Here is a 24214-nt window from a genome sequence, read left to right on the forward strand (position 1 = left end):
GTCATAAGTTCAAGTTATACTATTTTTTAATATTAGTTTAATTTATTATAAAATTATAAAAAATTCTTATAATGAAGAAACCATTATTTGATTTACTGTTACTGCTATCTCTTTTATATCCTTATTATCTTTTGTCATAAAAGTATCAAGATTATCTCTTACTTTATAAAAAACTTCATGCTCATTTTTCACATAACTTTTAAATGCATCTTCTGGTTGTTCATCAACTCTTTTAAAATCTAATATTTTCTTTGTATAATGAACAACAATATGTTCTATAAATTGTAAAACTTGACCTCTTAGAACCATGTCATTTCTTGATTTTAATTCTATTTTATTTAATGCCATTAAAATATCTAAGATATTAAACTCGTGAATTAATAAATAAAATAATACAAGTACATCTTTAAAGGTATGACTTGTATTTGTTTTAATTACAATTGCAGGAACAGCAAATCTTAGATAATCAATCACACTAAAGAACTGATTAAATTCTAAATCATCTTTTATATACTCTTTTACTCCACCCTCATGAACTTCAGTTAAGTGATTGAAAAGTTCTTCTTTATGGTCTAAAATATGTGCAGCATCTAATTGATTTTTCTTTAGATATTTAACCATCCATCTTGTACTTACATATAAAGTATACTCAAGTTTAGTCAATAATCTATATTGCTCTTCCACATCCATTTTATAATCTTGAGAATATATTTTCTCTCGAATCTCTTTTGTTCCAAATAGTTTTTTAGCTACTAGATAAGATTTAACTTTTAATAAGAATCTTTCATTACCAAGTTTTTCATAATCGCTAATAAAAGTACATCCTTGAGAATTTATTAAAATATCTGCCATTTTTGTAGCAATAATTTCTCTTTTTAGTGGATGGTTTAATAATTCATGTTCATACATCCCAACAAATGATTTAGGGAAATATCTATTTAAATAATCAAGGGCAAATTGTTCATCTACTAATGTTGATTTTAATAAAATTTTCTTAATGAAAATTTTTGAATATGAAAGTAATGAACATAATACGGGCCTTACAATTGAACCATTAATATCTATTACCTCATGAATATTTTCATCTTTTGGAATAAAAAATGATGCTCTATTAAAAGCTTCAACATGATTTTCTAAAATATGAATTGTCTTTAAGAAATCATTTCTGTATTTTCTTGAGAATCTTTCATCTGAAGAGATTGCTAAAGCTTGATTATAATTACTTTGCAACACTAAATTTACAACTTGTTCTGTTAATGAATGAAGCATTGTTCTACTCTCATCATCACAGATATTACCACTTGTTTTAATTGTATTTAATAAGATTTTTAAATTTACTTCATGGTCTGAAGTATCAACTCCACCAGCATTATCAATACCATCAATATTGATTCTACCACCATTTAAAGCATATTCAATTCTAGCTTTTTGAGTAAATCCAAGATTTCCACCTTCACAAACAACCTTTGCTTTCATTTCTGTGGCATCTATTCTTACTGCTTCGTTTTGTTTATCCCCAATATCAATTGAGTTTTCATCACTAGCTTTTACATATGTTCCAACTCCACCATTAAAGAACATATCAACTTCCATACAAAGTAGCATTTTACATAACTCTTCACCACTTAATACTTTTTTTGTAGTTTTTAATAGTTTTTGGATTTCAGGAGTTAAACTTATCTCTTTTTCACTTCTTAAAAATACTCCTCCACCTTTTGAAATAGCTTTTGTATCATAGAAGCCCCATCCTGAATCTTTAGATTCAAAAAGTCTTTTTCTCTCGTCAAAACTTTTTTTAGGATCTGGATTTGGATCAATAAATATCTCTTTATGTCCAATTGCCGCAAGAAGTTTAAATTTGTCTGATTCAATCATACCATTACCAAAAACATCTCCACTCATAGAACCAATACCCATAACAGTAATACTGTCTTTATAAATATCAATTCCATCTTCAATGAAAAATCTTTTTGTTGACATTAAAGCACCACGTGCAGTAATACCTAAATCTTTATGACCATATCCATTTGAACCACCACTTGCAAAGGCATCACCTAACCAATAACCCCTTTCGATTGCAATATTATTAGCAACATCACTCATAGCTGCTGTTCCTTTATCAGCTGCAACTACGAAATATGGGTCATCGCCATCATAAGCAACAACATTGCTATCTTTTACAATTTCTCCATTTACCATATTATCAACTAAGTCAAGGTTGGCATTTATATACATTGAGTAAATTTCTTGAAAATATTCTTTTGTGATTGAAGAATTGTTTTTATTAATTACAAAACCACCCTTTGAACCATCTGGAATAATTATTGAGTTTTTACCCTCTTGGGTAATCATAAGTGATTTTACTTCTTGTCTATAATCATCATGTCTGTCAGACCATCTAAGCCCACCTCTACTAATTTTACTCATTCTTAAATGAACTCCGTAAAAATTAGGATGATAAATAAAGTTTTCAAAGTTTGGTTGTAAACCTTTTAGATTTTCACCAAATTTTTTGGCATCAATTTTAAAAGATATTGTTTCTCTATTTAAAAAAAAGTTTGTTCTTAAAAGTGATTTTAAAAATGATAGTGTTAATTTTAATATTCTATCATCAATAATTTGAGGAATAACCTTTACAAGGTTTTCAATATCCTCTTCTAAACTATCTAGTTTAGTTTTCTTTGCTTTTATCTTTGGATCAAATTTTATTATAAAATATTCCACAAACAAATTTGTAATAGTATGATGATTTATCAAAGTATTTAAAATAGTTGCACTATTGATAGTTAATACAGATTGGTCAATATACTCAATAAAAGCATTAACTAAAAAAATCTTTTTTAAATCAAAATTTTGATTTAAAACAAGAGAAAATGCTTTAGTGTGTTTTAATGATTTATCTTTAATACAACTTACTATTATCTTTTCTAAATTTTCTCTGGCATTATCAATTCTATTTAAATCACCAGGGGAGGATATATTAAGATTAAATCTTGAAACATAAATTAGATCTTTACCATTTCTAATATTATAAGTAACCTCATCAATAATCATAAAACCAATATCATGTAAAATTGGAGTTATTGAAGATAAAAACAATTGATAAGTTGAATAGATTTTTATACTTTTAGAATCACCATTGTCAACAATTTGAGTTACAATGGTTTCTTCTTGAACCTCGTTAAATAACTGTTCAGATATTTTTAAATCTTTGGGAGTTAATAACTGAGAACAAATAGCATTCATGTCTGAAGAGTTTTTAGCCATATTATATCCTTTGTAAACTAGTCTTATGATATGGTACTCTTAAAATATTAAGAAAATGTTAAAAAAATAATTAATTGTATAAATTATATCTAAGTGGATATGTTATAAGTAACAGCATTTAATAATTTCTTTATATCATTTGGACTTACTTCAATATCTAAACCTCTTTTCCCTCCACTTATGAATATTGTTTTAAAATTAAACGCGCTTTCATCAAGTACTGTTTTTAGTTTTTTCTTTTGACCTAAAGGGGAGATACCTCCTAATAAATATCCTGTTACTTTTTGTGCTTCTTGCTTATCTGCCATAACTGCTTTTTTTGCTTTTAAAGCACTTGCTATCTCTTTTAAACTCAACATTGAAGAGACAGGAACAACTCCTACAGCAAGCTCTTTTGGAGTTAGTTCAACTAAAAGTGTTTTGAATACTTGGTTTTTATCAAGACCAAGCTTTTCAACTGCTTCATTCCCAAAGTCAGTACATAAAGGGTCATGGTCATATTTATGAATTTCAAATTTTATTTTATTTTTCTTAAGTAAATTAATTGCTGGTGTCATTTAATATAAATTCCTTTTTTATAAACTCTTTTCCATTTATAATTATTGCTAAATAATGTTTACCAAAATAATGTTTTCTAGTTGTTAAGTTTTTAAATTGTTGTTTTTTAGTAAATGTTTTAGTTTTACTATCAATATAATTTTGTGAAACCATAAATCTTTTTTTATTATGATTTCCATTTGATTTTAAATAATCTATTTCATACTCTACTCTTAGATTTCCTAAAGTCTCTTGGGAAACCAATTCAAAAGAGAAGTTTAAAACACCATTTAATATCACCTCTTTGTCATAATTAAAATTAGTTATATTAACATGATTTGATTTTCCTAAATTAAACAATTGTAAAATCTCTTCATTTGATTTTTTTAATAATGTTCTACTTGCGTGTTTACAAATCCAATCAAGCTCTTTTGAGATGCCTAAATTCTTTTTTACAAAATCTACTACTAAATGTGGATTATCTTTTGAGATATCATTTAGATTATTGGCAACACTTTTTTGAACATATTTTGATTTATCATTTTTTAAAAGTTCAATTATCTCTAAAACTTTTGAAGGATTTTTTTTAAACTTTGGAAGTGCAACTGCCCAAGGAAGTCTAGGACGACACCCCTCACATGATAATCTTCTAATATGTTCATCCTTACTTTTTGCCCAAAGTTTCATTTGAGACATTGTTTCATCTTCATATTTTAAAATAAATTGTCTAATTGCAAACTCACTACTTGAATCAATGGTAAAAACCTCCAAGGCTTTTATTGAATTTTCAAAGTCATCCAAACCATAAACTTCAACAAAATCTTGAAAAAACATAGCTTCATAAGATGAAAACTCCTTTGAAACTTTTTTTAAAATTTCCAATTGATTTTCATATGATATTGGCAAATATTGATTCAAACATATTGCTATATGTCTCATTCTTTGTTTTAATTCAAACTCTTCCCAACTTTTACAAAAAATTGAATCTAAAAACTCATCACTTTGAAAATCTTCAAAGTTTTGTTTTATTTTATTTGATAGATTAAATAGATAATCATAAGTGTATATATTTTTTAATTGTTCTGCCATACAAAATTTTATATAAATAAAATTAAAAATTAACAATACTATTGAGGTTTTTATTCTATAATTCAAGAAATTTAATAAGTTTTAGGAAAATTGATGTCATATAGAACATTAGAAGAAGAGATTAAAGTTTTAGAGTTAGGTTTACCACCTCAAGAAGGTGATGGTTTTATTGGTGGAAGATTAGATCCAAAAGAGGCAAGTTTAATCTTAATCCCAGTACCTTGGGAAGCAACTGTTTCATTTGGTGAGGGAACTGCAAACGCTCCTGATGCAATAAGAGAAGAGAGTCATCAACTAGATGTGGAAAACTATCATTATATAAAACCATATATTGCTGGTATTGCTATGCTTGAAACAGATAAGCAATTACATAAACTAAGTGATATGGCTAGAGAAGAAGCTAAAAAAGTTATTGAAGCTTTAGAAAGTGGTTCAATTAACAAAAAATCTCTAGAGTTTGTAAATGATGCATCAAATAAATTAAACTCTTCAGTTTATGAAAAATCAATTGAACAATTAAAAAATGGCAAATTTGTTGCAGTAGTTGGGGGAGACCACTCATGTCCCCTTGGTCTTATTAAAGCTTTAAATGATACACAAAAAGAATCTTTTGGAATATTGCACGTTGATGCTCACCATGATTTAAGAGAAGCATATGAAGGGTTTACTTATTCCCATGCTTCTATTTTTTATAATACTATGAAAGAGTGTGATAAGGTTTCAAAATTAGTTCAATTTGGAATTAGAGATTATAGTTTAGAAGAAGCTTCTAGAATGATTGAATACAAAGAAAAAGGGGCTTGTTTATATGACAGCGATATGCAAGCACAATTAGCTAGTGGAAAATCGCTTGAAGAGGTATTTTCACCTTATATTGAACAACTGCCACATAATGTATACCTTTCTATTGATATTGATGGTTTAGAACCATTAAACTGCCCAAGTACTGGAACTCCTGTTCCTGGTGGGTTGAGATATTCTGAATTAGAATACTTAATTTTTATGGTTGTAAAAAGTGGTAGAAATATCATTGGATTTGATTTATGTGAAGTTGGTGATAATCCTAATGGATGGGATGCAAATGTTGGTGCTAGAGTTTTATACCAGCTTTGTGGAGCATTATTAGCAAGTCAGAATAAAATATCATATAGATAAAATCATCATATTTTTTAATATTTTTTTATAAACTACCTTAAATAAGCTCTTTAGAAAATATAATAAATAAGCGGATTTAAGTACTTTATTTATATAATGTATATACAGTAAATAGTTAGGTATATACAAATAATTGAAAGGTGATACGTGGTTTTATGCTCTGAATGTTTTTATGATGAAGGTCTAAAGTTAAGTGCTTTTCAAATGGGTGTAGAAAATGACAACCTTTGTGAAAACTGTGGAAGTAAGCTAGGACGGAAGCTTGATGAAGCACGTTTAATTCAATTAGCCCATCGTTTCTTTGTTTGGGGAACGCTTCATAGATGTGATTATGGTGCGGCTCCAATTGTTCAATTTAATCAGCATCAAAAAACAAGTATAGCTTCATCAACTTGGATTCAGAACGATATTCATCTTTTTGAAAAAGTATTAAAAATAGGTTTTTTTCATTACGGTCCAAGACTATGGATGGTTGGTGAAGTCGAACCACTCAAAGAATTGACTAGTGAAACAAATCGAAAAAATGTCTTAAAAAGAGTATTGAATGAATACCCTACAATTGATTTTTCAAAAGATGACCTTTTTTACCGTATACGAATTAACCCCGAAAAGCCTCATGTTGAATCTGAATATGATAGCCCTCCACTAGAATATTCAGGCAATGGTCGTTTAGATTCTACTGACTTTTCAATTCTTTATGGTTCTCAGGATTTACAAGTTTGTATTCACGAATGTCGAGTGAGTGCAGAGGACGAAATTTTCGTAGCTACTTTTCAACCAACCAGAACATTAAAACTTCTTGATCTTACTGCAATACTCAAAGAAGATTGTACTGAATTTGAAAGTTTGGATATGGCTGTGCATATGCTTTTTTTAGCCGGTAAACACTCTTATGAAATATCAAGAGACCTTAGTAGGTTGGCAAAGGAGAATGGATATGATGGAATTGCTTATCCATCATATTTTAGTTTACTTCGTTCAGGAGGGATGCCATTTGAAACAACGTATGGTCTGTCACATAGGTTAATTCCTCAATTACATGAGTATGAAAAAAGTAAAATAATTCAAAACCTTGCATTATTTGGAAAGCCTCTTAAGGAATCAAAAATAAGTGTTAAATGTATAAATAGATTAGTTTTACATACTGTTGAGTACGGAGTACATTTTGGACCAGTGGAATATTAAAAGAATACCTAACAAATCAGTGGAGCCAATAAATTACCCTGCGGGCAATTCATCGGCTCATTTTAAACGTTAGATAATGAAAAAAAATAAGAGAAAACCTATTTCTCTTTATACCCTTTATAAAGTCCAATAATCTCCTCTTTACTTAATTCCCGTTGAACTTTATCACTCTCTTTCTTCACTAAAAGTCCAAACTCTTTGGCTTGTTGTTTATCCAAATCATCTCCAAAAAATTCACTTATTATAAAAGCAACTCCACCTTTTCCTGATTGGGAATTTACTCTAATAACATCTTCATATCCTCTTTTTATATCTTTTGGATCGATTGGTAAATATGGGACATTCCATTCTTGGCAATTTTCTTTTCTATAAAAGTCTATTCCTTTTTTGATAGCATCTTGATGTCCACCACTAAAAGCTGTGAAAATCATATCTCCCACATAAGGATGTCTTGGATTTATATTTAACTTTGTTAAATTTTCATACATCTTTTTTACTTCATCTATGATTGATAAATCAAGCTTAGAATCAATACCTTGTGAGTGTAAATTAAATGCAAAATTTACTAAATCCAAGTTCCCTGCTCTCTCCCCATTTCCAAACAATGTTCCCTCTATTCTATTTGCTCCTGCTAAAACTGCAAGTTCTGCTGAAGATACTGAAGTTCCTCTATCATTGTGAGGATGGACGCTTATTATAAGGGCATCTCTATTATTCAAATTATTGCACATCCACTCTATTCTATCAGCATAAATATTTGCAGTGCAGGCTTCTAGAGTATTTGGTAAGTTTATTATCATCTTGTTTTGTACTGTTGGTTTTACTACATCAATTACTTTATTACATATTTTTACTGCAAACGCTAAATTGGTTTGAGAAAAACTCTCTGGGGAATAATCATATGTAACATTTCCCTCAAAATCTTTTGTAAGTTCCCTTAAGTATTTCATAGACTCAACTGCCATGTCTATTATCTCTTCATCACTTTTTTGAAAAACTACTCTTCTTTGGAACTCATTTGTGGGATTGTATAAATGAAAAATTCCATTTTTTACTCCCCTCATAGCTTCAACACTTCTTTTTATCCACTCTTTTTTTGCTGGAATCAATACTTGAATAGCAACATCATCAGGTATTAGATTTTCTTCAATTAATTTTCTAGTAAAATTAAAATCAGTATCACTAGCACTTGGATAACTTACTTCTATTTGTTTAAATCCCATTTTTACTAAAGTATTAAAATACTCTAACTTTTGCTCAATATTTAAAGGATTTACCAAAGCTTGGTTTCCATCTCTTAAATCAACACTTCCATAAATAGGTGCTTTTGTGATTTGATTATTTGGCCAAGTACGTACGAAATCTTTGACAATAGGATATTGTCTATATTTTTTATATGTCATTTTATTCTCCATGAATTTATATATTTTGCAAATATTTGCGACAAAAATTAATAAGGTTTGATTTAAAGATTATTTAGTGAGTAAGAGGTTAAAGAGTAGATTATTTGTTTGAATATGATTATATTTTTTTATACTATTCATGTGTTCTCCTTTTATTTGCCTAAGTATATAAAATAAAAGAATTTAAATCTTGTACAAAATTAACATTTATGAAAGTATATTTTTTTGGAATTGTTTTGGTGTTATTTGAAATACTCTTTTAAAACTTCTATTTAAATGGCTTTGATCAAAAAAACCACTTTGTAAAGCCACTTCTATAATGGGTAAGTTTGAGTTTAAAAGTTCTTTTGCTTTGTGAACTTTTTTATTGATTATGTATGAGTGAATGGCTAAACCAAACTCCTTTTTAAAGACTCTTATTAGATGAACAACAGTTATATCAAACTCTTTTGAGATATCTTCTAAAACAATATCTTCCAAAAAGTTTTTATCAAGATAGTTTTTTATTTTCAAAGATAAAGAGTTTTTCTCTACTTCTTTTATATCTTTTTTAAAAGAAAAAGTGCTTAAACAAAACTCTACAAATATCTCTTCTTTTTCCAATAAAGAGATATCTTCAGCCAATAATACTTCGCATAAATTTATAAAACTGTTTTTATCATCTTGTAAAAAAGTATAATCTAAAGATATACCCAAATTCAAGCTTTGTAAGTAGGTTTTATCTATATATAAAACATATCCATCTTTTACTATTTCACTATTTAGTGTCGCATTATGGATTGTATTTGAGTTGATTATTGCTATTTCATTGGGATTTAATATATTAAAAGAGTCATTAAAACTTATATTTAAAGACCCCTCTTTTATAGCTGTAATTGTAAGCTCTTCATGTAAATGCATTTTTTGACATTGAGTTATATCTTTTATATATCTTAGTTCTAAAAAATCCAGCTTTTGATTTTTGAAGATTTTTGTTTTCATTAACTAACAACTATTTTTATAATATTTCCAACTAGCATCATTACAAGTACAAAGATTAAAACTTTTTTAATAAACTCTTCTCCACCTTTTATTGCATAATGACTTCCAACATAAGACCCAGCAATATTAGCCAATGCCATTGGAATAGCGGCAAGCCATAAAATCTTTCCAGCCATCAAAAAGGCAATAACTGACCCAAAGTTTGTTGCAAAATTAAGTGGTTTTGTTGAAGCAGTTGAAATCAAAAAATCTAAATTTAAAAACTTTTTCATAGAAATAGTTAAATATGTACCTGTTCCGGGTCCTAATAATCCATCATAAAATCCTATAGGTGCAGTTGCTAATATAATATTTTTCTTTGTTAGTTTATTTTCATCATTTTTTATCTCTTTACTTTTTTTAAAAAGAAAAACCATAGCTATTGGAATTGCTATTAATATTGCCCATTTTATAACTTCATCAGATAAAAACATAACCAACAAACTTCCAAGATAAGATGCTACTAAACAAGGAATTATAGCAATAGATACAACTTTAAAGGATATTTTTTTGTTTAGTGCATATTTAATTGTAGCCATTAAAACACCTAAAACTCCAGCAACTTTATTTGTAGCTAAAACATGAACAGGAGACATCCCACTAAAAAGTAACATGGGAACTTGAATCATCCCTCCACCACCAGCAATAGAGTCAATATAACCAGCTAAAAATCCAGTAATAATAAAAACAATAATCCATGTTGTAGAGATTTCAGTAAAAAGTTCAGTCATTAAAAGACCTTAAAAAATAAAATAAGAGTAGCTAAAAAGCTACTCTTTTGAATATGATTTTTAGTTTAAAAATTATGCAAATGCAGGTTGTAAGAAAGGAATAACTTGTTTTTTTCTAGATAGACAACCATCTAACCAAACTTTTCCATTTTCTAATTTTACATCAAATGCTTTTTCGAAAATTGAAGAATCTTCAGAAGATACTAAAACTTCAGACCCCTCTTTCATGATATCAGTTAATAATAAACAAGCAGTGTGAAGATTGTTTTCTTCTCTTAATTTGTCTAAATCAGCTTGTAACTCATCTTTAATTGAATCAAAAATAGCTAAATCAATTACTTCTAATTGTCCAATACCAACATCTTTTCCATGCATATCAAAAGGTTTATAATCTCTTAAAATTAAATCTCTAACAGGAGTTCCCTCAACTGCTGATTTTACTTTGAACATCTCCATTCCAACTGAACCAAAATCTTCAACACCAGCAATAGCAGCTAACTCTCTAACAGCTTTGATATCTGCATCTGTACAAGTTGGTGATTTGAAAATAACAGTATCAGAAAGAATTGCACACATCATAATCCCAGCGATATTTGCAGGGATTTCAACTTGATGAAAATCATACATCTCTTTTACAATTGTATTTGTACAACCAACTGGTCTAATCCAACACTCTAAAGGAGTAGAAGTTGTAATATCTCCTAGTTTATGGTGGTCAACAATACCAACAATAGTTGCTTCATCAATATCTTTTGGAGCTTGTCCTCTATCAGAATAGTCAGTAATAAAAATCTCTTCACCAGCAAATTCTGTTTTAAGAATAGGAGCTTCAAAACCAAATCTATCTAAAATAAATTGAGTTTCAGGAGAAACTACCCCTTGTCTAGCTGGAATTGCTTCACGTCCTATTTTATTTAAAAGGTATCCTAAAGAGATTGCTGAACAAATAGAATCTGAATCAGGAGTTGTGTGTCCACATGTATAAATTGCCATAAAATATATCCTTATAATCTTTCTTATTTTTGCGTGATTCTATCCAAATCTCATTTAGGATTATTTTAAGTCTCAAAGGTACTATAGATTAAATAGAATTATTTCAATTGAAAAAGTTAAAATAGTGAAAAAGGAGAAATTTATGATAAATAAAAATTTAGAAAAAGCATTAGTAAAACAACTTAATAAAGAGTTTCATTCTGCCTATCTATACTTAGGTATGAGTGCATATTGTTCAAAAGAAGGGTTTAATGGTGCAGCATCTTGGTTTTTAGTTCAATATCAAGAAGAAGTTTCCCATGGAATGAAATTTTTTAAATATTTAGAAGACCAAGATTCAGATATTGAACTTCCAGAGATTAAAAGTTCAAAAGTAGAATATAAATCACTTTTAGATGTATTTATAAAAGCACTTTTACATGAACAAGGTATGTCTAAAAATTTAAATAACCTTTCTGATTTAGCAATGAAAGAGAAAGACCATGCAACATATAATTTATTACAATGGTATGTTACAGAACAAGTAGAAGAAGAAGCAACTTTAAGTGAAATAATTGACCATATAAAACTTGTTGGAGACAATGGATATGGATTATTTACAATTGATAAAGATTTAGCAGGAAGAACTTTTATAGACCCAACTGCAAACTAAATTTAAGTAAGAGGAAACACCTCTTACTTGACTCTTATATAAAAACTTATTTTTTACAATTTTTTTAAATTTTCATTATTTTATAAAATTATTTCTATTCTAATACTATTATGATACCTTTAAAAGTTATAATTATTTCAAAAGGGTTAAGGAGTATATTTTGGATAAACATATTTTTAGAAATTTTAATAATACTATTGGCTATTTGATATTTAAAAAAATATTAATCTCATATATAATTTTTGCTTCATTATTAACCTCATATCAAATATACTCAGAACTTAATACTTCAGTTAATAGAATGGGAAAAGATTTTAATCAAGTTTTTAAACATTTTAATAAAAGATTAACCTATGGGGTTTGGTTTAAGGACAAAGATAATTTAAAAAATATTTTAAATGAAATGATGCTAGAGCAAAATGATATAAAAGGTATCTCTTTAGTTTCAAAAAATGAAGTTATTATTTTACGAGGACTAGTTGATGAAAAATTAAAAGAGAAATACAAAGAAAAAGGGAAAAATGAAAACTTTGTATATTCTATATCACCATTAATTAGTTTCGAACATCAGCTATATAATTATATTGATAATACTGATGAAAAGATGGGAACTTTAACTTTTTATACTACAAAACAAATGGTCTTTGATTATACAAAAGAGACTATTTTCTTGATTATTTTCAATATCCTTTTAAGTATGTTGCTATTTTGGGGATTGACAGTTTATGCAACCCATAAGTATCTTACAATGCCTTTAAAAGAGTTAATTGATGGTATTAAAAGTTTTGAATCACATGATGATGAAAAAGTTGCTATTAAATTAGATTTGAAAAATATGAGAGAATTAACAATTTTAGCAAAATCTTTTAATAAAATGTCAAGTAAAATCAGTGAAGATATTATCAACTTAAAACAGTTAACGATGATTCAAAATCAACAGAAAAAAGCTCTAGAAGAAGCCAATAAAACAAAAGATGATTTCTTGGCAAATATGAGTCATGAATTGAAAACTCCCCTTAATTCTATTAATCTGATTAGTTCAATAATGATGAAAAATAAGTCTGATAAATTTGATGAAAAAGATATAAAAAACTTAAAAATCATAAACAACTGTGGTAATGATTTACTTTTTTTAATCAATGACATTTTAGATCTTTCAAAATTAGAAGCTGGAAAAATGAAACTAAATTATGAGTTAATAGATATGGAATCTTTTATTCAAAAGATAAATGATATGTTCTATCCTCAAGCAAAAGAAAAAGGTATCAGACTTACAACTAAAATCGATGAATCATTAAAAGAGATATATACAGATGAATCAAGATTAAATCAAGTACTTAAAAACTTAATTGGGAACTCTATTAAATTTGTACATGAAGGTGAAATTAGATTAATTGTTCAAGAGAAAGAAGAAACTATACAAATCGTTGTAAGTGATGATGGAATTGGGATTTCTGAAGATAAACTAGAACATATATTTGATAGATTTAAGCAAGCAGATGGAAGCACAACTAGAAAATATGGAGGGACGGGATTAGGTTTAGCGATTTGTAAAGACCTAATTTCTTTATTTAATGGTTCAATAAATATTGAAAGTAAAGTTAATATTGGAACAACAATAACAATAGAGATACCAAAAAACCTAGATATGATATCTAGTGAGCAAAAAGTAAAAAAAGTGGAAAATTCAAGTGAACTTGAAGATTTAGACCATGAATTTTTATTTGATATGGAAGATGAAAAAGAGGATAATCAAACAAAAGATAAATCTAAAATTTTAGTGTTAAATAGTGATCCAATTAGTTATATGAGTCTAATAATTGAATTTAATAAAAACTTCCAAACTCAACAAATTAATAATATCTCTGATATGTTCAAAAAGTTAAGAGAAGAAGAGTTTGATTTGATTGTTATTGATAATGAATCATTAGAGGAATCAAATATTGAAAAGATTTTAAATTTAGAGGTTAATTATCTTATTGCAACAAAAGATAGTGAACAAATAAATGAAAGTATAAAAGAAAAATCAAAAGGGATTCTACATAAACCTTTTGATAATAATCTTGCTGTTGAAACAATAAAAGAGATTTTAGCCTAAACTATAATCTCTTTTGTTCATCTGTCATTATTGTCTTAGCAAAAAATAAAAGAATAATTCCTAAAAATACTATAAATGCTGTCAAATATAAAGAGTAATCATAACTTCCATATTTTTCAATAAAATAAACTGAATACAATGGTGCTATAACTTGTCCTAAACCATAAGAAGTTGTAACTGCTCCCATTAAAATAACAGGATTACTTCCAGCTAATTTACCACTTAAATTCATAAACAAGCCAACAAGTCCAACAAATGTACCACCATATAAAACCCCACTAAGTAGATTCATATAAATATTTGTTGTAAAAGTTGGAATTAATATTCCTATCATTTGAACAAATAAGGCAATAATTATAATATTTACACTTCCCTTTCTTGATGCAAGATTCATCCAAATAATACATGAAGGGATTCCAGCAAGCCCAACTAAAGTCCATGTTAAATTTCCATATCCCTCAAGACCTTCAAGGGTATTAATTATATCAGGTAAAAATGTTGCTTGTACTACAAACCCTACCCCTTCTGTAAAGTAAGCGATGATAATTAAAATTACAAAGGGAGTAAATAAAGAAAAATCAAATTTGTGTTTTACAACTTGTGTTTTTACTTTTTTATCAAAGCATAAAATATACATAGCGTATATTGATGCTAAAATAGCAAAAGCACTTAAAACTAACCAAGAACTTTTCCAATCATTACCACTACTTAAAACTGCACGACTAACTAAATCAGTTGTTAAAATTGAAAAACCAATTCCACTAAAATGTATCCCCATTGCTTTTGTTTTATTTTCAAAATTTAGTTTTGTCATTACAATAGCAGAGCCAACCACAAAAGCCATAGCAGCACCAAAACCTGCAATAATTCTACTTATAAACCAAATTGTTTCATTTTCAGTTACACCTAAAATAAAGGTAGTCAATATACATAAAACTATACCCATTCTAAAAAGTAATACTTTTTGATTTATATCTTTTATAAACATAGAAAAAATTGAGCCACTTAAATATCCTGCAAAATTAACAGCAGCTAAAAGACCAGCAAAAGTTACAGTTAAAAAACCTTCAAGCATAGGTGGCAAAAGGGAAGTAAAAGCAAACCTTGCAACACCAAGTCCTATAATTACTGAAATAATCCCAGCTATTAATATAGATAAATTATTGTTTCTATCTAATAGATTTAGATTCATTAATCACCTTTTCTAATATTAGTAATAGTTTTTCCACCAATTGCATAATTATCTGTAGAAATCTCTTCAATTGTTACAACACAAGTTTTTTCACCTCTATTAAAAACCTCTACAAAGGCATCCGTTAATTTTTTTGCTAAAAGTTCTTTTTGTTCTTTTGTTGCTCCACCATCTTCATGGGTCATTTTTACATTAATTATTGGCATAAATACTCCTTAAAAGATTTCAACAGCGAATTGTTGTTAAATATTTTTTGTGTATACTATCACTAAATGTGATATAGTGTCAAATACTAAATCGTGATATGTGATATAAGGATTAGTGATATGGATTCAAATTTACTAAAAATATTTATAAGTGTAGCAAACAACAAAAGTATCTCCCTAGGGGCAAATGAGCTTGGTTTTGCTCAATCAAATGTAACATCTAGAATAAAACAATTAGAAAAATCTTTAGATTGCACTCTTTTTCATAGAGTTCCAAAGGGTGTGATTTTGACAAATGAAGGGGAACGACTTTATAAACATGCAGTTGAAATAGTAAAAAAAGTTGAAGTAGCCATATCTGATATACAAAATCAACAACACCAAAAAAAGTTAATAGTTGGCTCAACAGATTGTAATGCGGCAGTTAGAATATCTTCTTTTTTAATGAAACTCCATGAAGATTTTCCAAAGATGCAGATGGAATTATTAACAGGGACAACAAGAGATATGATTCAATTGATTCTAAATTATAAAGTAGATATCGCCTTTGTTAGTGGAGAACCTAAAGATGATGAATTGATTGTCTTAAAAAAGTATGAAGAAGAGATAGCAATATTAGAACCAAAAGAGGAAAATACTCCTAATGTAATTTTATCATTCAAAGAAGGTTGTGCCTATGATGAATTTTTAAAAAACTATTATCAAAAAAAAGGTGAAAACATAGAAAAAAGTCTCTCTTTTGGTAGTTTAGAAACAATCCTTGCTTGTGTAAAATCAGGAATGGGTAAAACCCTACTTCCCACAAACCTAGTAGAAAAACTTGGCTTTATTAATGATGTTAAAATTACAAAATTAGATAAAAAAACAGCATATATCCCAACTTGTTTAGTTTGTAGAAAAGATTATGTTCCAAAGATTAGTAATTATTTGATCAATATGAAATTTTAAAAGGCTAGAAAATGATAAATATAGAATACGATAAAGCAATTTTTTTAGATGAAGCTAATTTGAGATGGCAAGATGATGATATTTTAAATTGTTCAAAAAAGATTTTTTCTTTAGATGATGATAAAGAAACATCATTAATAAAAATTGAAAAAGATTCAACATTTCATAATAGCAATAAAGTCAATAGTGTTGAGATTTTTGTTTTAGATGGAATTTATTCAAATGAATTTGGTAGTTTTAAAAAAGGAACTTATCTAAAACTTCCTAGAGAGGATGAATCAAAAATTACCTCAACTACAGGATGTGAAATCTTCAAAAAAACAAACTACAAACAAAACACCGTTGAGACTTCTATAGTTGATACTTCTAATACATATTGGTCTCAAGGGCAAGGAAATCTAGAAGTTATGCCACTATCAGATCAAACTGCTTTAGTAAAATGGCCAAGAGATGAAGTTTTTGTTCCCCATACACACTGGGGTGGCGAAGAGATATTTGTTTTAAAAGGGACATTTATGGATGAACATGGGGAATATAAAATTGGAACATGGCTTAGAAATCCACATTTAAGTAAACACTTTCCATATGTGAAAGAGGAGACTATAATCTTTGTAAAAACAGGGCACTTATAATAAGTACCCTACTAATATCCTAACTCTTCATTTACAATAATTATTGAAATTCGATTCTGTACATCTGCTTTTATATAAGTAAATTTATTTGCAATATTATCAAGATTGTGTCTTGGTTCTTTTCCCATCTCAATTGATTTTGAATTCATTCTATCAACATTTTTAACTGCCGCAACCTCCATAAGTCTTTTAAAACCCTCATCAAGATTTTCAACTATTTTGTTAATACCAATTACAACTAAAACTTTTTTAGGACCAAAGATTAATGCAGCTACTCTATTTCCACTTCCATCTGCATTTACAAGTTTTCCATCTTTTGTTAGGGCATTTGTTCCTGTAACATAAAGATCAGTTAACATCCCTTCCCTTCTTCTTTTGGTATTCTCTTCCATTGAAATACCATTTTCATATTGATTAAAAAGTGTAATATTTTTATTATTTACAATCTCATCAAGTAAACCTATCTCACTAACTGTTGTAGAACCACCCAAACCTACACTCATACCATCTTTTATAAAAGTTTTTGATAATTCTAAAGCTTCTTGTCTAGTTTGTACAAAATATGGGTCGTATCCACATTGTTTTAGTGTATCAAGTAGCTGTTGCATGTAATTCCTTTTTCTGAACTTTATAGGTAATTTTATGATAAAGCATTGCTAAAATAAATAAAATTATTCCAATTATATGATTATTTTGAACAATTTCAAAAACTGTTTCATAACCAATCATAGTATCAGGACTTAATAACATTAATGACGCAAAAGCAAAAATAACCCTTTCAACAATATTTGTTTTTTTGTCCCAAAAACCTTCCATGGCAATTGCAAAGGCTAAGATTCCAAATAAACCAAAAACAAAAACTTCAAGTTTTTCAAATAAAGTTCCAGTTACAAGTGGTGTAAAAGCAAATAATAGTGGAACTATATACATACCTTTTCCAACTTTCCAAGACATAAAACCTGTTTTCATTGGTGGTGTTTTTGCAATAGCTGCTGCTGCAAAGGCCGCAAGACAAACTGGCGGAGTAAGGTTTGAATCTTGTGATAACCAAAAGATTATCAAGTGAGCTGCAAGTAGATACATAGCAACTTCAGGCATTTCAATACCTGCATTTACAAGTGCAGCCATCTCTGGACTTAACATAAGACCTACAAGTGCTGGTGCACATAAAACTGATAAAACCACATATGATGCAGTTACAGGTAATCCCATCCCCAAAATTAAAGAAGCTAAGGCTACTAAAATTAAAGCTACAAGCAATGAATTATTTGACCATTCAATAATTAATTGTGAAAAAGTGATTCCAACTCCAGTAATATTAATAACTCCAACTATAATACCAACTGCTACAAGTAAAACACCTGTTACAACCATATTTTGTGCACCTAAAGCTAAAGCCTCTAAGATTTGTTTTAAACCCATTCTTTTTGTTTTTGTTAAATATGAAGCTACAATAATTGCAACTATTGAGATTCCAGCAGAATATGTTGGTGAAAATCCATAAATCAAAAGTCCAACCAAAGTTACAAGTGGAATTAAAAAATGTGCTCCTTCTCTTAAAATAGCTTTTATATCTACATTTTCTGCTTCACCTTTAATATTATGCTCTTTTGCATGAATATGGATATAAAAAGAGATAGAAGCAAAATATAAAATTGCAGGTAAAACTGAAACTGAAATAATTGTTACAAAAGGAATATGGGTCATTTGAGCCATAATAAAAGCCCCTGCTCCCATAATTGGAGGCATAATTTGTCCACCTGTACTTGCTGCTGTTTCAACTGCTGCGGCAAAGGTTGGTTTAAAACCTGATTTTTTCATCATAGGAATTGTAATTGACCCAGTTGAAACTGTATTTGCAACAGCAGACCCTGAAATAGTTCCCATAAGTGCTGATGAGAATACTGCAACATGACCTGTTCCACCTGTATATTTTGAAGTAACTCCTTTTGCTAAATCAACAATAAAGTCCCCTGCACCAGATTTAAGTAAAAATGCAGCAAATAAAATAAACATAAAAACATATGTTGATGAAATAGTTGCAATAGAGCCAAACATCCCCTCACTTGTATAGAACATTCTATATAAAAATCTTTCAGGAGTCATCCCTCCAAAGGCAAAAACACCCTCAAAATATTGTCCTAAAAATAGTAAATATGCTATACAAAAAGTGATAATTGCTGGAATAATATATCCCGTTGATTTCCTAACCATTTCAATTGCAAGACCAATTGTCATAGAAGCAACTATAATATCACTTACTCTCATTTCACCATTTGCCTCAGCATATAATGACTCTTCAAAAAATGCCATATAAAAAAATGTTACCAATGATAAAACTGCAAAAATAATATTAGCCAATGAAACTTCTTCTTTATGTTCATTGTCGTTTCTTATAGCTTCATATGTTAGAAACCCAAGAGAAGCGAGAAGTGCAAAGTGTGCAGAGTTAAACCATAAATCACTAATACCTCCAAAAACATTTATATAAAAATGAAATAGTGATATAAAAATTGCATATACAAAAGTGATTTCTTTAAAATATTTAATTTTGATCATTTATTAATCCTTCCAAAATTCCTATTTATCAAAGGCACTATTTAATAGTAACTTTCATAAAGAGGAAAATCCTCTTTATGTTTTTTATTTGATAATTAAAGCATCAGGAATATTAATACCTTGCTCTTTGTAGTATTTAGCAGCACCTGGGTGTAATGGCATTGGTAAACCATCAATCGCTTTTTGTAAAGACATAGCTTTAGTTGCTTTATGAACTGTATTTAAAAACGGTAAGTTTTCATAAATTGTTTTAGTAAGTAAATATACAGTCTCTTCTGGTGTATCTTTTGTAACAACTAATAAGTTTGGTTGTGCAATTGTATTAATATCTTTATCTTGTCCTGGATAAGTTCCCGCTTTAATAGTAAATGGAGTCCATACAGGATAGTTTGCATTAATTTTTGCTAAATCATCAGCATCAAAATCAAGAACTTTTATATTATCATTTCCAATTGATGCAAAAGCATTAGTAACAGCAGATGTTGGAGGTCCTGATGGTGTATTCATACCTTGTACTTTTCCATCTTGAAGTGCAGTTGAACTTGGAGAGTAACCTAAGTATTGTACATCCATTTTATTATAATCAATTCCAAGTGAATCCATAATTGTTTCAGCAGATACCCTAGACCCAGAGTTTCTTCCACCAATTGAGAATCTTTCACCATAAAGATTTTTTAAATCTTTGATATTTCCAGTTTTTGCAAAATCTGATTTAATTGTGAATTGCTCAACATTTTGCCAAAGCATTGTTACAGATCTTAAATCTTTTTTTGGTTTCCCATCATATTTAGCTTTTCCCTGCCATGCCATTGAACCAAATAGACCTTGTAAAATACTAAAGTTTACTTCACCATTTTCCATCATACTAACATTTTCACCTGAACCTGCACTTGTAATTGCAGAAAATGTGATGTTATTTGTCTTTGCTAATTTAAGTGAAGCTATTGTTGCAATTCCAACTCCAACAGGATAAAAAGTTCCACCTGTACTTGCAGTTGCAATTACATATTTTTCCTCTTTTTTTGCATTTGCAGATGTAAGAAGTGCTGCAGTTAGCATAGAACCAATCGCTAGTTTTTTTAGTAAATTCATTCTCATGTAATCTCCTTTTTTTATTACAATGAAAGTATAACACAAAAACTACATAATTGTTTCAAAATTGTTTCAAAATATTTAAATTTATTTTACAATAACCATAAAAAGGGCATTTTTATTCTATTATATATCCCATTCCTTTTTTTGAAACTATAAAATCATCCTTTGATATCTTATCTTTAACTCTTTTTATAACGGTTCTAAGTGTAGCATCTGAAGTTTTAGAATCATTCCAAACTGACTTTTTTAAATACTCATTTGTAATAATTTCACCTTTTTTACAAATCATTGCATCTAATAAAAGTGTCTCTTTTTTTGAAAGATTAACTAATTCATCTTTATCATATAAAAGTTTTTTATCTTTACTATAAAAATATGTTTCGTTTATTTTTAATAAATCATTATCTACTTTTTCTATCTTTTCATTTTTTTCAAGTATAGATTTTTTTACTTTTTTTAGAATTTCCATTATATTTTCTACAACAAGTGGTTTCACAAAATAGCTTATCACATTTAGATTTATTGACCTAAACAAATACTCTTCATCTTTATAAGCAGAGACAATTATAAACTTTTGATTCTCATTTTGTTGTGTGATTTTTTCAAGCATTGAAAGTCCATCAAGTTGTGGCATTCTAATATCAGTAACAATTACATCAAAAAGTTTTCCCTTTTTTAAATTTTCACTAAATATATTTAATCCCTCTAAGCCATTTGAAGCAACTTCAACCTCATCAAAAACTGTATCTAAATAAAACTGCAAAATCTCTCTTGCATCATCTTCATCTTCTACAAGTAAAACTCTAGTGATTGAACTACTCATTTTCATTTCCTTTTAATATTGGTAGTTTAATTGTAAAAACTACTCCCTCTTCAATATTTCCAACTTCAATTTTTCCATTCATATTTGTTTCTATTATTGATTTTGTCATATATAAACCAATCCCTGTACCTTGGCTTTCAAATTTTGTTGTAAAATATGGTTCAAATATTTTTGAAATTATCTCTTCATTTATTTTTCCACCATTATTTTCAATCCTAATTTTTATAAAACCATTTTCCTCACTTGAATCAACTTTTATATATTTTTCAAAATCTTTTTCCTTTGACTTTGACTTAATTGCATCAAGGGCATTATTAAATATATTTAAAAGTGATTGTTTTAATTCATTTTCAAAACCATATAAAATATTTTCTGAAATATCTAGTTGAAGATTTATATTTTCATCTTTTAGTTGGGCTTTAATTATTTCAATTGTGGAATCAATTGCATGTTTAATATCAAATCTATTTTTTTGTTTTGAGGGTTTATAAAAATTTCTAAAGTCATCAATTGTTTGTGACATATATTCAATTTGTTTAAAAGATTTATCAAAATACTTTTCTAACATATCAAAGGTTATTTTCTCATTTTTATAACCATCTTTTATAAAAGATAAAAACAAAGAGATATTGTTTAATGGCTGTCTCCATTGGTGTGCTATATTTCCCAACATCTCACCCATTGCAGCAAGTTTGCTTTGTTGAATTAAGATTCTATCTTTTTCTCTATTTTTATCAAGCTCTTCACTGATTTTATTTTTTAATTCCTCTTCACTTAATTTAATCTTCGTAATATCACTCATATAACCATAAAAATTAACTATATTTCCACTATGGTCTTTTAATAAAATAACTCTACAAGAAACCCATCGAATTTGATTTGCTGCATTTAAAACTCTGCATTCAAAAGCAAAATCTGAAAGATTTTTATTAATAGCTGCATTAATTGCAACTCTTATAGTATCAATATCTTTTTCATAAAAAAGGTCTAAGAAATTCATCTCATTTGTTTCAAAACTTTTTTTAGTAAAACCATAATTTTTTATTGAGTTTGAGATATATTTTACACTTAAGTTTTTATCATTGAAAAGTTTAAAGATAACTATTTTTCCATCTTCTACAAGAAGTTCAACATCTAAAAGCTCTTTTTTTAATCTTTTATTTTTATCAATATCCATAGACATCATAAGCATTCTTTTATGTCCAGTATCTTTATCTATAAAAAGTTTTCCCCTTGCAAGTACCCATTTAAAGTTTCCACTTTTTACTCTTAATCTATATTCGCAAATAAAATTATCTCTTTTCTCTTCAAATATTTCATCAAAAAGATATTTAACAGCATCTTTGTCTTTATTATGAATTAAAGAAAACCAATCAGAAAACTTCTTAATTTCACCCTTTTTATATCCTGATATTTCCAACCACTTATCAGAAAAATATATCTCATTTGTAGTAAAGTCAATATCCCATAAACCGTCATTTGAAGCAATAATTGCCAATTCAAATCTATTTTTCCAGTGGGTTAAAAGCTTAGTTTTCTCGCTTAGCATATTATTATATCTATCAAGAATTTTTTTTGTAAAATTTGAAAATAGTAAAGATGATATTATTAACAATAAACCTATAAAAACGATATACGTTGTAATTTCGCCATATAAAGATTTATATTTATTTGTAATTTCTAACTCATCAATATCTACATCTTTATCATAGTCAATGGCAATAAAATATTTAAATCTATTGTTATATAAAATATAGTTACTAAAACTTTCATTCATTTGTTCGTTATTATCAAAATATTTTAAAATCTCAGATTTTTTACTGTAATCTTTTTTTGATAAAAGGACATTAATATTGTCAAAAAGTTTTTTATTTTGATAATTATAAGTTAGTCTTGTAATCAAATCATAAAACCATATAGTGTATTCATCTGATTTCTTTATAGAATCAATCTCATCAATAATTAGATTTTTTGTAATATATCTTATATTTTCAAGTTTTGAAAAAGTACCCACATAGTATTTTTTATTATCTATTTTGAAAGTATCAAAAAAACTTAAACGTAAAGCACCAGTTAGGTCATTTTTCCACTCTTGCAGGTTATATCTTCCTTGAGAACTTATATATTTTAAAACTATCTCTTTGTAAACCTCGTTATACTCACCAAAAATTAGTTTTGATAAGAATACAACTTTATCGTGACCATACACTATATTAAAAGGATTATTTTCAAATAAAACTATCTCTAAACCATTGTTTTTTTCATATTCTTCTAAAAAATGAACTGTTGCATCAAATTTTAATTCATCTTTACTATTAAGATTTCCAATTATTTTGTGGGTATGTTCCTGTAGTGTTTTACTGATTTTATTTAATTCTTCCGTAACTCTATTTTCAACATTTTTAGAAAAATCTAATAAAATTTCCTTTTTTTCAAATTGGTTTTGTAATTGTATTTTTTGTTTTAAAAGGTCAGTTTCACGATTTTGTTTAGATTCTAAAATAACATAGGTGACAAAAATTGAGACCATAGAGAGTATTAAAATAAAAGTTAGAGGTATTACTTTAAATATTTTTTCAATATATTCTAAATCGTAGACTTTTTTATTTTTTGAACTCATAAAGAGATA

At 27.9% G+C, this 24214-nt stretch carries 20 protein-coding genes; 6 read left to right on the forward strand and 14 right to left on the reverse strand.

Annotation, left to right across the window (positions count from 1 at the left end; all coding sequences use genetic code 11):
* Nucleotides 1-66: 66 nt before the first annotated feature.
* From FDK22_RS00840 to FDK22_RS00850, 3 genes are all read right to left on the reverse strand, one after another.
* A complete protein-coding gene (locus FDK22_RS00840; RefSeq protein ID WP_138150880.1) occupies nucleotides 67-3267 on the reverse strand; it encodes an NAD-glutamate dehydrogenase domain-containing protein in 3201 nt (1066 codons plus the stop codon).
* 89 nt (nucleotides 3268-3356) lie between these two features.
* Complete coding sequence (gene ybaK / locus FDK22_RS00845) at nucleotides 3357-3824, reverse strand: Cys-tRNA(Pro) deacylase (RefSeq protein WP_138150881.1); 468 nt, start codon at nucleotides 3822-3824, stop codon at nucleotides 3357-3359.
* The gene (locus FDK22_RS00850; protein WP_138150882.1) at nucleotides 3808-4893 is read right to left on the reverse strand and encodes a DNA alkylation repair protein; all 1086 of its coding nucleotides are present in this window, start codon (nucleotides 4891-4893) and stop codon (nucleotides 3808-3810) included. The genes ybaK and FDK22_RS00850 overlap by 17 nt, the downstream gene beginning before the upstream one ends.
* A gap of 93 nt (nucleotides 4894-4986) precedes the next feature.
* Here FDK22_RS00850 and FDK22_RS00855 point away from each other — a divergent pair, with 93 nt between their 5' ends.
* Both FDK22_RS00855 and FDK22_RS00860 read left to right on the forward strand, forming a co-directional pair.
* The gene (locus FDK22_RS00855; RefSeq protein WP_138150883.1) at nucleotides 4987-6048 is read left to right on the forward strand and encodes an agmatinase family protein; all 1062 of its coding nucleotides are present in this window, start codon (nucleotides 4987-4989) and stop codon (nucleotides 6046-6048) included.
* Between the two features lie 147 nt (nucleotides 6049-6195).
* A complete protein-coding gene (locus FDK22_RS00860) occupies nucleotides 6196-7233 on the forward strand; it encodes an RES family NAD+ phosphorylase (RefSeq protein ID WP_212744965.1) in 1038 nt (345 codons plus the stop codon).
* A 98-nt stretch (nucleotides 7234-7331) separates the two neighbouring features.
* Here the strand turns inward: FDK22_RS00860 and FDK22_RS00865 are convergent, their stop codons facing one another.
* The 4 genes from FDK22_RS00865 to FDK22_RS00880 form a co-directional block, all read right to left on the reverse strand.
* A complete protein-coding gene (locus FDK22_RS00865) occupies nucleotides 7332-8636 on the reverse strand; it encodes a 2-isopropylmalate synthase (RefSeq protein WP_138150884.1) in 1305 nt (434 codons plus the stop codon).
* A gap of 207 nt (nucleotides 8637-8843) precedes the next feature.
* The gene (locus FDK22_RS00870) at nucleotides 8844-9617 is read right to left on the reverse strand and encodes a helix-turn-helix domain-containing protein (RefSeq protein ID WP_138150885.1); all 774 of its coding nucleotides are present in this window, start codon (nucleotides 9615-9617) and stop codon (nucleotides 8844-8846) included.
* Entirely contained in the window at nucleotides 9617-10387 is a 771-nt protein-coding gene (locus FDK22_RS00875; protein ID WP_138150886.1) for a sulfite exporter TauE/SafE family protein, read from the reverse strand. Before FDK22_RS00875 ends, FDK22_RS00870 begins: the two co-directional genes overlap by 1 nt.
* A gap of 72 nt (nucleotides 10388-10459) precedes the next feature.
* Nucleotides 10460-11380, reverse strand: coding sequence for a manganese-dependent inorganic pyrophosphatase (locus tag FDK22_RS00880; protein ID WP_138150887.1), 921 nt, complete (start codon nucleotides 11378-11380; stop codon nucleotides 10460-10462).
* A 142-nt stretch (nucleotides 11381-11522) separates the two neighbouring features.
* Between FDK22_RS00880 and FDK22_RS00885 the strand changes: the two genes are divergently transcribed.
* Both FDK22_RS00885 and FDK22_RS00890 read left to right on the forward strand, forming a co-directional pair.
* Nucleotides 11523-12032: a ferritin gene (locus FDK22_RS00885; RefSeq protein ID WP_138150888.1), complete on the forward strand. Its 510-nt coding sequence runs from the start codon at nucleotides 11523-11525 to the stop codon at nucleotides 12030-12032.
* A 160-nt stretch (nucleotides 12033-12192) separates the two neighbouring features.
* On the forward strand, nucleotides 12193-14130 hold the full coding sequence (locus FDK22_RS00890) for a sensor histidine kinase (RefSeq protein WP_138150889.1): 1938 nt from the start codon (nucleotides 12193-12195) through the stop codon (nucleotides 14128-14130).
* Between the two features lies 1 nt (nucleotide 14131).
* On the opposite strand, the gene FDK22_RS00895 is transcribed toward FDK22_RS00890, so the two are convergent.
* Nucleotides 14132-15322, reverse strand: coding sequence for a YbfB/YjiJ family MFS transporter (locus FDK22_RS00895; protein WP_138150890.1), 1191 nt, complete (start codon nucleotides 15320-15322; stop codon nucleotides 14132-14134).
* Nucleotides 15322-15528, reverse strand: a complete 207-nt coding sequence (locus tag FDK22_RS00900; protein WP_138150891.1) for a tautomerase family protein — start codon at nucleotides 15526-15528, stop codon at nucleotides 15322-15324. Before FDK22_RS00900 ends, FDK22_RS00895 begins: the two co-directional genes overlap by 1 nt.
* A gap of 120 nt (nucleotides 15529-15648) precedes the next feature.
* Here FDK22_RS00900 and FDK22_RS00905 point away from each other — a divergent pair, with 120 nt between their 5' ends.
* Together FDK22_RS00905 and FDK22_RS00910 are read left to right on the forward strand one after the other, a co-directional pair.
* Nucleotides 15649-16476 carry a LysR family transcriptional regulator gene (locus FDK22_RS00905; protein ID WP_138150892.1) on the forward strand — a complete coding sequence of 276 codons (828 nt, stop codon included), beginning with the start codon at nucleotides 15649-15651 and terminating at the stop codon, nucleotides 16474-16476.
* Nucleotides 16477-16487: 11 nt separating this feature from the next.
* Nucleotides 16488-17108: a cupin domain-containing protein gene (locus FDK22_RS00910; protein WP_138150893.1), complete on the forward strand. Its 621-nt coding sequence runs from the start codon at nucleotides 16488-16490 to the stop codon at nucleotides 17106-17108.
* A gap of 11 nt (nucleotides 17109-17119) precedes the next feature.
* Here the strand turns inward: FDK22_RS00910 and FDK22_RS00915 are convergent, their stop codons facing one another.
* The 5 genes from FDK22_RS00915 to FDK22_RS00935 all read right to left on the reverse strand — a co-directional run bounded on the left by FDK22_RS00915 (nucleotide 17120) and on the right by FDK22_RS00935 (nucleotide 24205).
* Entirely contained in the window at nucleotides 17120-17716 is a 597-nt protein-coding gene (locus tag FDK22_RS00915; RefSeq protein ID WP_138150894.1) for a lactate utilization protein, read from the reverse strand.
* Nucleotides 17700-19667 carry a TRAP transporter permease gene (locus FDK22_RS00920; RefSeq protein WP_138150895.1) on the reverse strand — a complete coding sequence of 656 codons (1968 nt, stop codon included), beginning with the start codon at nucleotides 19665-19667 and terminating at the stop codon, nucleotides 17700-17702. Before FDK22_RS00920 ends, FDK22_RS00915 begins: the two co-directional genes overlap by 17 nt.
* Nucleotides 19668-19751: 84 nt before the next feature.
* Nucleotides 19752-20759, reverse strand: a complete 1008-nt coding sequence (locus FDK22_RS00925) for a TAXI family TRAP transporter solute-binding subunit (RefSeq protein WP_228711607.1) — start codon at nucleotides 20757-20759, stop codon at nucleotides 19752-19754.
* A gap of 118 nt (nucleotides 20760-20877) precedes the next feature.
* Nucleotides 20878-21585 carry a response regulator transcription factor gene (locus tag FDK22_RS00930; protein WP_138150897.1) on the reverse strand — a complete coding sequence of 236 codons (708 nt, stop codon included), beginning with the start codon at nucleotides 21583-21585 and terminating at the stop codon, nucleotides 20878-20880.
* A complete protein-coding gene (locus FDK22_RS00935; protein WP_138150898.1) occupies nucleotides 21578-24205 on the reverse strand; it encodes a PAS domain-containing sensor histidine kinase in 2628 nt (875 codons plus the stop codon). The genes FDK22_RS00930 and FDK22_RS00935 overlap by 8 nt, the downstream gene beginning before the upstream one ends.
* Between the last annotated feature and the right edge of the window lie 9 nt (nucleotides 24206-24214).

It is taken from the genome of Arcobacter arenosus (assembly GCF_005771535.1).
Classification (GTDB): Bacteria; Campylobacterota; Campylobacteria; order Campylobacterales; family Arcobacteraceae; genus Halarcobacter; species Halarcobacter arenosus.